An 11,796-nucleotide genomic window follows, 5' to 3' on the forward strand; every position below is an offset into this window, starting at 1 on the left:
GGCAGCCTTGAATCAACAAGCGATCACGCCGTCAACCTTTGTCCACGAGGCCTAGGCGAATGCCTTCTGGCGCTCGACCGTGCGGCGTCCACGCACCCCGGCCCGGTGACGATCGTCGCGCTCGCCAACGACTGCTCCGACAGGACCGTGCCGCTGCTCGAGCGCATGCGCCTTAGTCACGCGCGGCTGCGCTGGTCGGCGGTGGCGTTGCCTTCGGGCAAGCAGCATGCGGGATGGGCGCGGCGATTGGCGCTCGACGCGGCGGCGGCTGAGCTGCGGGACGGGGAAGACCTGTTGCTGTCGACGGACGCGGACACCAACGTCGATCCGCACTGGATCGCGCGCACCGCGACGCACATGGCGGCGGGCGTCGATGCGGTCGCCGGGCGCGCGCACACCAAGCGCGAGCAGCGCGCGGCGCTGGGGCCGATCGCGTTCGACCGGCTGAACATGCTTGGGCGCTACCACACCGCGCTCGACCGGTTGCGCGCGGCGGCGGAGCCCGTCGCGCACGATCCCTGGCCGCGGCATTTCTATGAGGGCGGGGCGAGCATCGCACTGACGCTGGGGCTGTATCGCCGGATCGGCGGCGCGCCGACGCCGCCCGTGGCGGAGGATCGTGCGCTGTTCGCGCTGATCCGCGCGCATGGCGGATTGGTCCGCCACCCGATCGACGTGCGCGTTTTCACTTCGTGCCGCTTGGCGGGCCGCGCGCCCGGCGGGATGGCCGACACGGTGGCCGAATGGATCGCGCAGGACGAGGACGCGCCACTGCACGAGACCTACCGCGTGGACGTCGCGCTCTTGCCCGGTGGCCGCGCCCGGGGGGACCGGCTCACCTTCCGGACGCTGCCCGCCGCGATCGCCGAGGCGCGGGCACGTATCCGGGCGCTCCGCACCGACCTAGCGGCGGACCCACAGATCAAGCCGGTATCCCTCGCGGCGGTCGGCGCGGAGCGGCTGGGCGGCGTCCCCCAGACATTCGGCCAGCTCGCGCACCGCGTCGTCGCCGCTCCGGGGATAGTCGGTCTCTCCCGTCCAATGGACGAGGAGGAGGTGGCCGCGTGACCGCACCGCTGCGGCGAGCCAAGCCGCGAGCCGCGCGATGTCGTCACCGTCGAGGTAATACACGACCTCCGACAAGAGGATGAGGTCGAACGTGCCCCCCGGGGCCTCGGTCGGCATGCGGCGGCGTTCGAAGGCGACGTGCGGCAGGTCGGCGCAGCGCGCCCGCGCGGCGGCGAGCGCGGTGGGGGATACGTCGAGCGCCAACAACCGGTCGCAGCGCGGGGCCAGCCGGGCCGTCAGCACGCCGTTCGCGCAACCGACCTCCAGCGCGTCGGCGTAACGGTCGCGTGGCAGGGCGGCGAGCGTGTGGTCGTATTTCGCGGCCTCGTAGGAACTGGTCTCGAAATCCCAAGGATCGCCGCGTTCGCTGAACAGGCGCTCGAAATAGTCGGGCGGGATCGATCGCTCGCGCCGACCGCCTACCACCAGAGGTCCCCGACGGCCCCGTCCCCTTCGCTCCAACAATCCGCCTCCAGCCAGGCGGCGGCGGCGCGGTCGCGCGCCTGGTCGGGGGCGGGCTGGCGCAGGTACAGCCCCAGATCGCGGGTGATGCGATCGATCCGGCTCCCCTCGAAGAACGAGGCGGTGCCGACGCCCCGGGCCGCGGCCTCCATGACGAGCAGCCCCGCCTCCTCGACGACGCCGCGCGTCATCAGCACGAACGGGATCGCGCGCGGGTCCGCGGCCTCCGCCGACAGGGCCGCGCGGCGGACCCAGTCGCCCGCGCTCCGCACGGCGACAACGCAGTCGGCGAACCGGCGACGCTGGACAGGATCGACACCCTTGCCGGTCTCGATCAGATGATCGCGCATGTGACGCACCAGCGCCTCGGCCGCACCGAGTTGGACGGCGGTGAAACGCCATGCGCCCGCGCTGAAGCGGGGTTCGCGCTCGTAATCGCCGGGCGCGCCGATCAACGCCTCCGGCCCGACGATCATGCCGTCGAAGTCGAACAGGCCGCTGCCAGTCCCGCGCATCCCGCGTACGCGCCAGGCCTCGTTGTCCGATCGGTCGACGAGGCCTGCGATGTCGACCAGCACCAGTTGCTTGGCCCCATCGGGTCGCCGCGCGGTGATCAGCGCATCATCGATGAAGCCGCCGCCCGTCGCGAAGCTTTTGGCCCCGCCCAGCCGCCATCGGCCGTCGCCCGCCGGCGCGATCGTCATTCCCGGCTCGGGCTCGGTGTTCCAGACGCCCGCCACGCGTCCATCCGTCAGCGCGGCGCGCTGCCGGTCGTCGCCATATGCGGACACGAGCTGCGCGGCGTTGACATGCCCCTCATAGATGCGGCCAAGGCTTAGATCGGCCCCGCCGACGAGCCGCAGCACCCGGTCCAGGGCCTCGACCGCGCCAGGCATGGTCAGCATCGTGAAACCGGTGAGCGCCCCGGCGTCGTCAAGCGCGCGGAGGCGGTCTGCCGGAAAGGCCTCCGGCCCATTCGCCCGGTCCCATTCGCGCGCCAGGACGCGTACGGCGTCGACGATGCCGGACGGGGTGCGCGCCGTCGGTGCGAAGCCGATCGACGTCCCGGCGTCGATCGATCGAACGTCGGTGCGCCGCACCGCTGTCGCCTGTGTCATATCCGCTCAACGCGCTTGCCGCCCGCCTGTTGCACTTGGCGGGAACGCCGCGGGCGCGCCGTCGTTGACGGGTATCTTCATGGTTCAGCGAGGGTTTCCCATGGCGTCGGCGGCGGTCACCAGATTCAACGAGGTCGTGAACCCGGTCGACGGCGACCGCGACCACCCGCAGCGCGGCGTGCCGAGCACCGCCGCGATCGGCGGCCATCCGATCCATCCGATGATCGTGCCCTACCCGATCGCGTTCCTGACGGGGGCGGTGGCGAGCGATGTGGTCGCGCGGCGGACGGCCGACCCCTTCTGGTCGCGCGCATCGCGGTGGCTGCTGGGCGCGGGGATCGTCACGGGGCTGGCGGCGGGAGCGGTCGGCGCGGTCGATTACTTCACCATCAAGCGCGCGCGCGAGAAGAAGACGGGCAAGCTTCACGCATACGGCAATCCGCTCGCGATCGGCCTGGCCGGAGCGAGCCTGCTCGCGCGCCGGAACGACGGCGACCAGTCGCCCGGCAACGGCGCCTTCGCGCTCAGCCTCGCGACGGCGGGGCTGGTCGGCGTCACCGGTTGGGCGGGAGCGGAGTTGTCCTACCGCCACATGGTCGGGGTGATCGGCGCGAACGACCAGCACGATCATGCCGAAAAGCAGGTCGTCGACTAAGGCGCGCCCTTTCGGATGGTTAGGCCGGACTAACCTGATCTTCATCGGCATACGCCTATGCCGCGCCGGTGAACCTCGCGCATGCCTTGCCAGGACGAACCGCGATCTCGATCGGTGCGATCTATCTGGTCGTCGCGGTCGCGACCATAGGCTCGACCCGCTTTGGCGGCGGGGCGGCGGTGTTGTCGCTTGCCAGCTCGGTGCTGATCGCTGGCCTGATCGTGTCGCCGCGCCGCCAATGGCCGGGTATCCTGATATCGTGCGCGTGCGCCAGCACGGTCGCGAGCGCGACGGTGGGCGTCGGACCCGCCGCCGCACCCATGCTGGCCGTCGCGAACATCCTCGAAGGGCTGATCGCGGCCCTGCTCATCAAGCGCTTCCGACTGCAACGCGACCCGCTCGACTCGCTCGGCAGTCTCGGCTTGCTGGTGCTGGCGGTCGGCGTGATCGCTCCGGCCGCGGTCGCGCCGGCGGCTGCGGCGTTGATCGCGCACGCGACAGGAACCTCCTTCGCGGTCAATCTGGTCCTGTGGTTCACCGGGCACGGCCTAGGCAACATCACGGCGGCGCCCGTCTTCACGCTGGTGGCATCCGGCGCGGTCGGGCGTTGGGTCGGGTCGGCGTCGCGCGAGCGGCGGTTGGAGGCGGCCGGGCTGCTTGCCCTGGTCGTGGCCGTCACCGGGTCGGTCTTCGCGCAGGCCCTGCTTCCGCTGCTGTTCCTGCCGGTGTTGCCGGCGATCGTGGCGGCCTTTCGCCTCGGCCGCATCGGCGCGGCGGCGTCGGTGGCCATCATCGCGGTGGTGGGTGGCGCGTTCAGCGCCGCCGGTTCCGGACCGGTCATGCTGGTCGCGGGCGACCCGACGCTGCGCGCGCTATTCTTCCTGTTCTATCTCGCGGTGACGGTGCTGACGGTGCTGCCCGTCGCGGCCGAGCTGCGCCATCGCCGCACGGTGTTCGACCGGCTGCGCGAGAGCGAGGCGCGCTACCGTCTGCTCGCCGACCATAGTTCGGATATCGTCCTCAATCTCGATGCGGAGGGCTTCATCCGCTACGCTTCGCCTTCGATCGCGCGGATCGGCGGCCATGATCCCGACGCGGTGATCGGGATGTGCGGCACGTTGCTGGTCTTACCCGAATACCGGAAGGTCGTGACGGAGGCGCACCTCGCGGCGATGGCCGACCCCGATCGGACCGTCACCGTCGAATATCGCGCCGCCACCGCCGATGGCGAGGTTCGGTGGTTCGAGATCCGCACGCGCGGCGTCCGCGACGAGACGGGCGCGGCCACAGGGGCCGTCGCCGCGATCCGCGACATCGATCACCGCAAGGCGGTCGAGGGCGAGTTGTCGCATGCGGCGGCAACCGATCCGCTGACCGCGCTCGCCAACCGGCGGGTCTTCGATGCGGCGCTCGGCCGGATGCTGGCCGGCGAGGGTGGCGGATGCGTCGCGATCCTCGATCTCGACCACTTCAAGTCGGTCAACGACCGGCATGGCCACGAAGCGGGCGACCGGTTGCTCGTGGCGGTCGCCGAGGGCGTGCGGGGAGCCCTGCGCGACGGCGACCTGATCGCGCGGCTCGGCGGCGAGGAGTTCGGCGTGCTCCTGCCCGCCGCCGACCGCGAACACGCGCGGGCGGTATGCGAACGGCTGCGCCGCATCGTCGCGGAGGCGCGGGTGCCGGTGACGGGCGGGGTCGTCCAAGTTACCGCCAGCGTCGGGATCGCCACCGCTTTCCCCGGCACGGAGCGTACAGCCGTGCTGCGCGCTGCGGACGAGGCGCTCTACCGCGCCAAGGCGGAGGGTCGCGACCGGGTCGCCCTGGCGGCCTAACCGGGGTCATGGGCGCGGCGAGTAGCGCGCGCGCGCGAAGCGGTGGAAAAGGCCGTCAAGGAAAAGACCAGGAGCCTTACGGCGACCCGGATCGATCGCCCAGCGCCCCGCGAAAGCATCCCGACCCCGCCTGGCCTGCCAGTGGTCGGCCACCTGCACCAGATCGCATGGTCGGAACTTGTCGGCCATCTGCTACGCGTATCGCGCGACTATCTGGACGGCATCTTCAAGCTTGGATTCGGCAGCCGGACCGCGTCGTTCGTGACCGATCCCGACCTGATCGCCGAGCTGTCGGACGAGACGCGGTTCCGCAAGATGCCCGGCCCGGGCCGGGTCTGCGGGTGGTGCGCCGCTTCGCGGGGCACGGGCTGTTCACCGCGCTCGGCGACGAGCCGAACTGGGGCAAGGCGCAGTGGATCCTGCTCCCCGCCACCAGCCAAAACACGATGCGCGGCTATTTCGACATGATCGTCGCGGTTTGCGAGCAGCTGGTGGGGGCGACAAACGGCCCGATTACGCCGATGTCGCCAAGCTTCCGGTGATCGAGCGCATCCTGAACGAGGCGCTTCGTCTGTGGGCGACCGCGCCCCCTTACACCGTCGCGCCGTACGAGGACGCGGTGATTGGCGGGCGGTGGCATTTGCGGAAAGACAGGCCGGTCAACGTTTTCATGCTGGGTCTTCACAGGAACGCGAAAGCCTGGCCCGACTCGGAGGAGTTCGACATCGACCGCTCGCTGCCCAAAAACGTCGCGACGCACCACCCGCATGCCTATAAGTCGTTCGGCGACGGCGAGCGCGCCTGCATCGGCCGGCAGTTCGCGATGGCCGAGGCCAAGATAGCGATGGCGATGCTGCTTCGCGCCTTTTCGGTCAGCGACCCGCATGGGTACCGGCTACGGATCAAGGAGACGCTGACAATCAAGCCCGAGGAGTTCTTCATCCGCGTGCGGACGCGCCAGCCGCATGAGCGATTGCAACTCGGCACCGGCGAGGCCGTGGCGGAAGAGGTCGAGGTCGGTGCGATCGCCGGCACGGGCCAGCGGTTTGCTGTGCTGTACGGCGCGAGCCTTGGCACCGCGCGCGACATCGCAGAGGAGCTGGCCGAGCGCGCGCGCGTCGACGGGTTCGAGGTGGTCGTGCGATCGATGGACGACTCTCTTCGCGACGGCGCGGCGCCCGAGGACAAGGTGATCGTCATCGTGGCGGCCACCTATAATGGCCGCGCGCCCGACTCCGCGGTCGAAGTCGAGCGCGCGCTCGACGCGGGGGCCTTCGAGGGTGCGGACTGGTCGGGCGCGCGCTTCGCGGTGCTCGGCGTCGGCAACAGCCAATGGCCGAACTACCAGCATTTCCCCAAGCGGGTCGACGCGGCGATCGAGGCGACGGGCGCGACCTGGCTGCTCCCGCGCGCGGAGGTGGACGCGAGCATCGGGGGTTCGCGAGCGGCTATATGGCGGGGGTGGAGTCGGGCGCGCGGGTGTTCGGCTATGTACGCCACCCCAACCCGCCCTTCGCGCCGCCCGCCGATCCGGGCGTGCCGATGTTGCTGATCGGGCCGGGCACCTGCTTCGCGCCGCTCCGGGGTTTCCTCCAGGAACGTGCCGCGCGGAACGCGGCGGGAGAGGAGGTCGCGACCAGCCTGCTGGTGTTTGGATGCCGCCACCCCGATCACGATTGGTTCTGCCGCGCCGAGATGGAGCGGTGACGCGACGAGGATGTGGCCGCCCTGCTGCTCGCCTATCCCGCCGGGCCGTCGCATCCCTGGCGCTTCGTTCAGGACGCGTTGTGGGCGGAGCAGGAGCGCATCTAGGCGATTCTGCAGGCGGGCGCGTCGGTGTTCCTGTGCGGCGACGGCAAGTTCATGGCTCCCGCGGTGCGCGACCCGCTGATCCGTATCTGGATGAGCCAAGTCGGCGGCGATCACGCGTGGGGGTCGGAGTGGTTGAACGGCTTGATGAAGACTGGGCGTTTTCACCAGGATGTGTTTGGTTTCGGGAAGTAATCAACATGACGAGCATGTCACTTCCCCATTCGCCCTGAGCTTGTCTAAGGGTCGTCCGTCCTACAGACGGTTGTAAGAAGGACGACGCTTCGACGAGCTCAACACGAGCGAGAGAGAGTACAGTGCTCGATGGGCCTGATCAACACCATCTATTCCTACGGACAGACGGTCGCGATCTCGTTCACGTCGGACCGTGCGATGATGCCCGATCCGGCCGCCTACGCCGACGCGCTTCGCGACACGTTCGCCGCAATGCGCGCGGCCGTCGTGAAACCAAGCGCCGCGCCGCCTGTTGAAGCCAACGAGAACAAGCCGGAACCTAAGTTAAGAAAGCCGGCCAACCGCTGAGGAGAAGCACAATGGCAGATGCCAACGAAAAGCAGGGTGCCGAAATGGGCGCGAACGCCGGGGCCGCCGCAGGCGCCGCCGCCGACAAGATGCGCGACGGGGCGCAAAAGGCGCAGGGCGTGTTCGCCGAGCAGGTGGTCGATCCCGCCAAACGCGCGGGAGAGGCGATGCGCGCCGGCGGTCAGAAGGTCGCGGAGAACACGTCGCAGATCGGCGTCAAGATGATCGATCAGGCCCAGAACAACACGCAGGAGGCATTCGACGCCATGCGCCGCGCCGCGCAGGCCAAGGATCTGTCGGAGGTGATGCGCATCCAGGGCGATTATCTTCGCGAGCAGAGCACCCGCTCGATGGGTCAGGCGCGCGAGATCGGCGAACTCATCATGCAGTTCGGCCGCGACGCGGTCAGCGGCATGCGGGGCGGCACCGGCGGTCAGAACTGAGTCGGTTCAGGTGCGGGAGCGGTGCCCGGTGCCGCCCCCGCCTCGATGCGACGGAAATGGGGTCGAGATGCTCATTCAGGGCTTGCATCACGTCCAGCTCGCCATGCCGCCGGGCGGCGAAAACGATGCTCGGGCGTTTTACGGGGATGCGCTGGGCATCGCTGAGATCGCCAAGCCGCCCCATCTGGCACAACGCGGCGGATGCTGGTTCGAGGATGGGACGGTCCGGATCCATCTTGGTGTCGATCCCGACTTCAGGCCAGCGCGCAAGGCACATCCTGCGTTGATGGTGAGCGACCTCGCCGCCCTGGTCGCGCGGCTCGAGGCGAGCGGGCATCGACCCATGCCTGACCAGCCACTCGAGCGGTTCGATCGCCTGTATGTCGACGATCCGTTCGGAAACCGCATCGAACTCATGCAGCCCCGATCGGGCTTTTAAGCGGCCTCCGATCGGCGCTCGGATGGGCTGATATGATATCCTCGTTGCATCGATCACCCGATGGCTCAGGCGTGGCCCGCATGCGGATAGACCCAGGCCTTCATTCCTTCGCGCTTGAAGGGTGCCCAGCCGTCCTCCGTCTGGCAAAGGCGGTCGGCGACCGCGTAGAGGACGGCGGGGTTGACGCCCAACCCGCAATGGCTGCCATGGACCTCGATATTGTCGGTGCTCGCCGTCTCTGGCTCGCGGCAGTTCCGCCAGGCCACGACGCCGTCCTCGCGCGAATAGATCGCGGTCGAGGGAACTGGCGGGGGGAGCATGCTCTCCTCCAGCTGGCCGCGCGTGTGCGGGTCGTCGATCTTCTGCCCGGTCATCGCCTCGTACAGCCGCCAGACGTTCGTGGCGCGGGGGCTGCCGGCGAAGGGCGAGCCGAGCGTGATCACCTGGCGCACCGCGTCGGGCGCGCGCCTGGCGACGAGCCGCGCCATGATGCCGCCCAGGCTCCAGCCGACGATGCTGACCGTCTGGCCGGTCTCCTCGTGGATCTCGCGTAGCTTGGCGACGAGGTGCTCGCCCTCACGCCCGATCGCGCGGGGGCCGAGATTGCGGCCAAGATCCCAAGCCCGTGCGTCATAGCCAAGCCTGGTCAGGAAGCGGCGGAGCACGCCCGTCGAGATGTCGCTGGACATGAAGCCGGGAAGCACGAGCACCGGATGCCCGTCGCCGCGCGGCGCGGTAGCGAGGAGCGGGCCCGCGGCGGCGGCCAGCGACCCCAACTCGGCGAGGGCGCGTGGCAGTTCAATCAGTGCTAGGAAGGCGGAGGGGGGACGCGGCTGGTCGGCTGCGCGGGGTTCGTGGATGGCGGTCGCGATGGTGAGGACTCCGGGTGTCATAGGCTTATAATGCACTGCATCATAAATAGTTCATACTACGCCAAATGCATCGTGCCGCGCCGCGACCCGGCCCGCATCGTAGGATAGGATCGCGAGGTCGAACGTCGCCCCGGTCGGGTCGCGTACATGGTCGCGGAGCAGAGCCTCGCCACGAAATCCCAAATTCTCGAACAACGTCACGGCGCCCGTCTGGTCCGGGGTCATCTGCGCGATGAGCTTGGCCAGCCCGCGCTCCTGCGCGATCGCGAACACGCCTTCCAGCAGGTCGCGGCCGAGCCCCGCGCCACGTCGGTCGGCGGAAACGAGTAGGCGAACCTCACCGACATGCGGACTCCATCCTAAGGGGTCGCGGACGAGCGCGGCGGTGCCGATCAGCGCGCCCGTCCCCTCATCCTCGGCGACCAGGCTGTCGATCCAGCCTTCCGCGATCGCGGCGAGCCACGCCTCGACGACGCGCGGATGGCGCAGGTCGCGGCCAAGAAAGAGCAGGTCGTGCTCGGGCAGCGCGGCGGCGAACGCGGCCATGCCCTCGCGGTCGGCGGGGTCGAACCGGCGCACGCGGTGGCTCATGTCGATCGTACCCCCAGCCACTGGTTCAGCTTTGGCCATAGCCGCTTCACCGCATTGCCGCCCGCCACCAGGCTGACATGCCCGCCCTTCAGCACGACCTCCTCCTTGTCGGTCGCACCGACCATGCCGAGGAGCGGCGCGGACGCTTCGGTCGGCACGATGTGATCGTGCCGCGCGGCGACGTGGAGGAAGGGCGCGGTGATCGCGGCGAGATCGACCGTCCGCCCGCGTAGCTCGAGCGTGCCGTTCGCCAAGCGGTTTTCCCACATCAGGAGCTTGACCGTCTGGCGGAAATACTCGCCCGCGAGCGGCAGGATGTCGGTGGCCCAGCGGTCGAACATGCGGAACGAGCGGACATACTCGTCATCATGCAGTCCCTCGTACACGCGCGCGATCGTGGTCGCGCGGGTGCCGGGACGGAGCATGTCGAAGGCGGTGTAGAGGTAATCGCCCGGGCAGTTGCCGAAGGTGTCTACCAGCCGGTCGACATCGAAAAAACGTCGGTCGGCCCAGGCCTGGAACATGTCCATCCGCGAGAAATCGACGGGGGTGGTGAAGGTGACCAGGTTCGCAAGCTTGCCTGCCCCCTCCAGCGCCGCCCAGAGGAGCGAGAGCACGCCGCCGAAGCAATAGCCGATGACGCTAACGTCGGACTCGCCCGTCTCGGCGGCGACGCGCGCCACCGCCTGGGGCAGGAAATCGAGGACGTAGCTCTCCAGCGTCAGCGCCTTCTCGTCGGCGCGCGGCGGGGCCCAGTCGAGCATGAACACGTCGAAGCCGGCGTCGAGCAGGTACTCGATCAAGCTTTGCCCCGGCACCATGTCGAAGATGTAGCCGCGGTTGGTGGTGGCCATCACGAGCAGGATCGGCACGCGGTAGACGTCGTCGACGCGCGGGCGGTAGCGGTAGAGGCGCATGGTGCCGCGCTCGATCAGCACTTCCTTGGGACTGATGCCGAGCACGGGGGCGGGGGACGTGAAATAGCCCAGCCCCTTGATGTTGCGCGCCATCGCGCGATTGAACTCGCGCCGCGCGGTATCGAGGAGGTCGGGTCCGGGGGCGGGGGCGGTCACCCCTCGGGCAGCGCCGACGGTTGGCGACCGCGCGTCGGGCCGGCGGGAACGGGCTTGTCCGCGACGCCGGCGATCGCGTCGATCTTGGCCTCCATCCGGAACAGCGCGCCCTCGATGCGCGCCAGGCGGGCGGACAGGTCCTCGACCTCGCCGCGGCTGGGCATATTGGCGGCGGCGAGCGCGCGTTCCATCAGGCCGTGGATCGCCGCCTGCGCCTGTGCGCCGGCGCTGCTCGCGCCGCCGATGAGGCGGGCGACCTCGTCGGTCGTGCCCATCTGCCCACCGAGCGAGTTGGTCAGCTTCTCCCACTCGCCGATCATCGTGCGGAACAGCGCGGTGGGATCGGGCGGGGTGGTCGACATGGGTGCATCCTCGACTTCCGACCCGCCTCCGTCAAGGGCGGCGGCGCGGTGTCTCGGGCGCGGGCGGGACGGCCGGGAGCGGCTCGTCCGCGCGCGGGGTACCCGACGCGCTTACGGGAAGCGGCCCCCGCGCCGTCGTCTCCAGCGTCGCGTCGCCGCCGAGCGCGCGGTAGAGCGCGACGCGGTTGGTCGCGGCCGCCAGTTGCGTCGCGACGAAGGTGCGCTGCGCGGTGTAGGCGGAACGCTGCGCGTCGAGCAGCGTCAGGAAGGTGTCGATCCCGCCCCGGTAGCGCGCGTCGTTCAGCCGCAGCGTCTCGTCGGTCGCGTCGAGCAGCAGCTGGCTGGCGCGGAGTTGTTCGGCGATCGTGCCCTGGCGCGCGAGTGCGTCCGCGACCTCGCGGAAGGATATCTGAATCGCGCGTTCATAGCCCGCCAGCGCGGCGTCGCGTTGCGCCCGCGAGAACTCGACATTCGCGCGCGCCGCGCCCGCGCGGAAGATCGAATAGCTCGCGGTCGGCGACACCGAATA

The 11,796-nt window shown here is 69.7% G+C and carries 17 protein-coding genes; 9 read left to right on the forward strand and 8 right to left on the reverse strand.

The features are described 5' to 3' along the window. Nucleotides 1-903: 903 nt before the first annotated feature. Together ACFE71_RS12730 and ACFE71_RS12735 are read right to left on the reverse strand one after the other, a co-directional pair. Nucleotides 904-1,494 (reverse strand): SAM-dependent methyltransferase, encoded by a 591-nt coding sequence (locus ACFE71_RS12730; protein ID WP_375429163.1) that lies wholly within the window; start codon nt 1,492-1,494, stop codon nt 904-906. Further along, nucleotides 1,488-2,630 carry an acyl-CoA dehydrogenase gene (locus ACFE71_RS12735; protein ID WP_375429164.1) on the reverse strand — a complete coding sequence of 381 codons (1,143 nt, stop codon included), beginning with the start codon at nt 2,628-2,630 and terminating at the stop codon, nt 1,488-1,490. Before ACFE71_RS12735 ends, ACFE71_RS12730 begins: the two co-directional genes overlap by 7 nt. A gap of 118 nt (nt 2,631-2,748) precedes the next feature. Between ACFE71_RS12735 and ACFE71_RS12740 the strand changes: the two genes are divergently transcribed. Further along, on the forward strand, nt 2,749-3,303 hold the full coding sequence (locus ACFE71_RS12740; RefSeq protein WP_375429165.1) for a DUF2231 domain-containing protein: 555 nt from the start codon (nt 2,749-2,751) through the stop codon (nt 3,301-3,303). Between the two features lie 68 nt (nt 3,304-3,371). Further along, on the forward strand, nt 3,372-5,135 hold the full coding sequence (locus ACFE71_RS12745) for a diguanylate cyclase domain-containing protein (RefSeq protein ID WP_375429166.1): 1,764 nt from the start codon (nt 3,372-3,374) through the stop codon (nt 5,133-5,135). Nucleotides 5,136-5,141: 6 nt separating this feature from the next. On the opposite strand, the gene ACFE71_RS12750 is transcribed toward ACFE71_RS12745, so the two are convergent. Continuing rightward, entirely contained in the window at nt 5,142-5,324 is a 183-nt protein-coding gene (locus ACFE71_RS12750; RefSeq protein WP_375429167.1) for a hypothetical protein, read from the reverse strand. Between the two features lie 152 nt (nt 5,325-5,476). Between ACFE71_RS12750 and ACFE71_RS12755 the strand changes: the two genes are divergently transcribed. From ACFE71_RS12755 to ACFE71_RS12785, 7 genes are all read left to right on the forward strand, one after another. Beyond that, nucleotides 5,477-5,677, forward strand: a complete 201-nt coding sequence (locus tag ACFE71_RS12755) for a hypothetical protein (RefSeq protein ID WP_375429168.1) — start codon at nt 5,477-5,479, stop codon at nt 5,675-5,677. After that, nucleotides 5,674-6,687: a cytochrome P450 gene (locus ACFE71_RS12760; protein WP_375429169.1), complete on the forward strand. Its 1,014-nt coding sequence runs from the start codon at nt 5,674-5,676 to the stop codon at nt 6,685-6,687. Before ACFE71_RS12755 ends, ACFE71_RS12760 begins: the two co-directional genes overlap by 4 nt. After that, on the forward strand, nt 6,678-6,842 hold the full coding sequence (locus tag ACFE71_RS12765) for a hypothetical protein (protein ID WP_375429179.1): 165 nt from the start codon (nt 6,678-6,680) through the stop codon (nt 6,840-6,842). The genes ACFE71_RS12760 and ACFE71_RS12765 overlap by 10 nt, the downstream gene beginning before the upstream one ends. Nucleotides 6,843-6,971: 129 nt before the next feature. Then, nucleotides 6,972-7,139 (forward strand): hypothetical protein, encoded by a 168-nt coding sequence (locus tag ACFE71_RS12770; RefSeq protein ID WP_375429170.1) that lies wholly within the window; start codon nt 6,972-6,974, stop codon nt 7,137-7,139. Between the two features lie 129 nt (nt 7,140-7,268). Then, entirely contained in the window at nt 7,269-7,487 is a 219-nt protein-coding gene (locus tag ACFE71_RS12775; RefSeq protein WP_375429171.1) for a WS/DGAT domain-containing protein, read from the forward strand. Between the two features lie 11 nt (nt 7,488-7,498). Continuing rightward, nucleotides 7,499-7,930 (forward strand): phasin family protein, encoded by a 432-nt coding sequence (locus ACFE71_RS12780; protein ID WP_375429172.1) that lies wholly within the window; start codon nt 7,499-7,501, stop codon nt 7,928-7,930. A 103-nt stretch (nt 7,931-8,033) separates the two neighbouring features. Then, nucleotides 8,034-8,369 carry a VOC family protein gene (locus tag ACFE71_RS12785; protein WP_375429173.1) on the forward strand — a complete coding sequence of 112 codons (336 nt, stop codon included), beginning with the start codon at nt 8,034-8,036 and terminating at the stop codon, nt 8,367-8,369. 65 nt (nt 8,370-8,434) lie between these two features. Here the strand turns inward: ACFE71_RS12785 and ACFE71_RS12790 are convergent, their stop codons facing one another. From ACFE71_RS12790 to ACFE71_RS12810, 5 genes are all read right to left on the reverse strand, one after another. Beyond that, the gene (locus ACFE71_RS12790) at nt 8,435-9,262 is read right to left on the reverse strand and encodes an esterase/lipase family protein (protein WP_375429174.1); all 828 of its coding nucleotides are present in this window, start codon (nt 9,260-9,262) and stop codon (nt 8,435-8,437) included. A gap of 30 nt (nt 9,263-9,292) precedes the next feature. Next, a complete protein-coding gene (locus ACFE71_RS12795) occupies nt 9,293-9,832 on the reverse strand; it encodes a GNAT family N-acetyltransferase (protein WP_375429175.1) in 540 nt (179 codons plus the stop codon). After that, on the reverse strand, nt 9,829-10,905 hold the full coding sequence (locus tag ACFE71_RS12800; protein WP_375429176.1) for an alpha/beta fold hydrolase: 1,077 nt from the start codon (nt 10,903-10,905) through the stop codon (nt 9,829-9,831). The genes ACFE71_RS12795 and ACFE71_RS12800 overlap by 4 nt, the downstream gene beginning before the upstream one ends. After that, the gene (locus tag ACFE71_RS12805) at nt 10,902-11,267 is read right to left on the reverse strand and encodes a hypothetical protein (RefSeq protein WP_375429177.1); all 366 of its coding nucleotides are present in this window, start codon (nt 11,265-11,267) and stop codon (nt 10,902-10,904) included. Before ACFE71_RS12805 ends, ACFE71_RS12800 begins: the two co-directional genes overlap by 4 nt. A 31-nt stretch (nt 11,268-11,298) precedes the next feature. Next, the coding region (locus ACFE71_RS12810) for a TolC family protein (protein ID WP_375429178.1) at nt 11,299-11,796 on the reverse strand (498 nt) is incomplete at its 5' end.

The sequence above is a fragment of the uncultured Sphingomonas sp. genome (genome assembly GCF_964237155.1).
Lineage (GTDB): Bacteria > Pseudomonadota > Alphaproteobacteria > Sphingomonadales > Sphingomonadaceae > Sphingomonas.

Coding starts and splice junctions, on each gene's coding strand:
- ACFE71_RS12750 (WP_375429167.1), bottom strand. CDS start 5,324: ATGGCCGACAAGTTCCGACCATGCGATCTGGTGCAGGTGGCCGACCAC.
- ACFE71_RS12775 (WP_375429171.1), top strand. CDS start 7,269: ATGGGCCTGATCAACACCATCTATTCCTACGGACAGACGGTCGCGATC.
- ACFE71_RS12780 (WP_375429172.1), top strand. CDS start 7,499: ATGGCAGATGCCAACGAAAAGCAGGGTGCCGAAATGGGCGCGAACGCC.
- ACFE71_RS12805 (WP_375429177.1), bottom strand. CDS start 11,267: ATGTCGACCACCCCGCCCGATCCCACCGCGCTGTTCCGCACGATGATC.
- ACFE71_RS12785 (WP_375429173.1), top strand. CDS start 8,034: ATGCCGCCGGGCGGCGAAAACGATGCTCGGGCGTTTTACGGGGATGCG.
- ACFE71_RS12740 (WP_375429165.1), top strand. CDS start 2,749: ATGGCGTCGGCGGCGGTCACCAGATTCAACGAGGTCGTGAACCCGGTC.
- ACFE71_RS12790 (WP_375429174.1), bottom strand. CDS start 9,262: ATGACACCCGGAGTCCTCACCATCGCGACCGCCATCCACGAACCCCGC.
- ACFE71_RS12795 (WP_375429175.1), bottom strand. CDS start 9,832: ATGAGCCACCGCGTGCGCCGGTTCGACCCCGCCGACCGCGAGGGCATG.
- ACFE71_RS12765 (WP_375429179.1), top strand. CDS start 6,678: ATGTTGCTGATCGGGCCGGGCACCTGCTTCGCGCCGCTCCGGGGTTTC.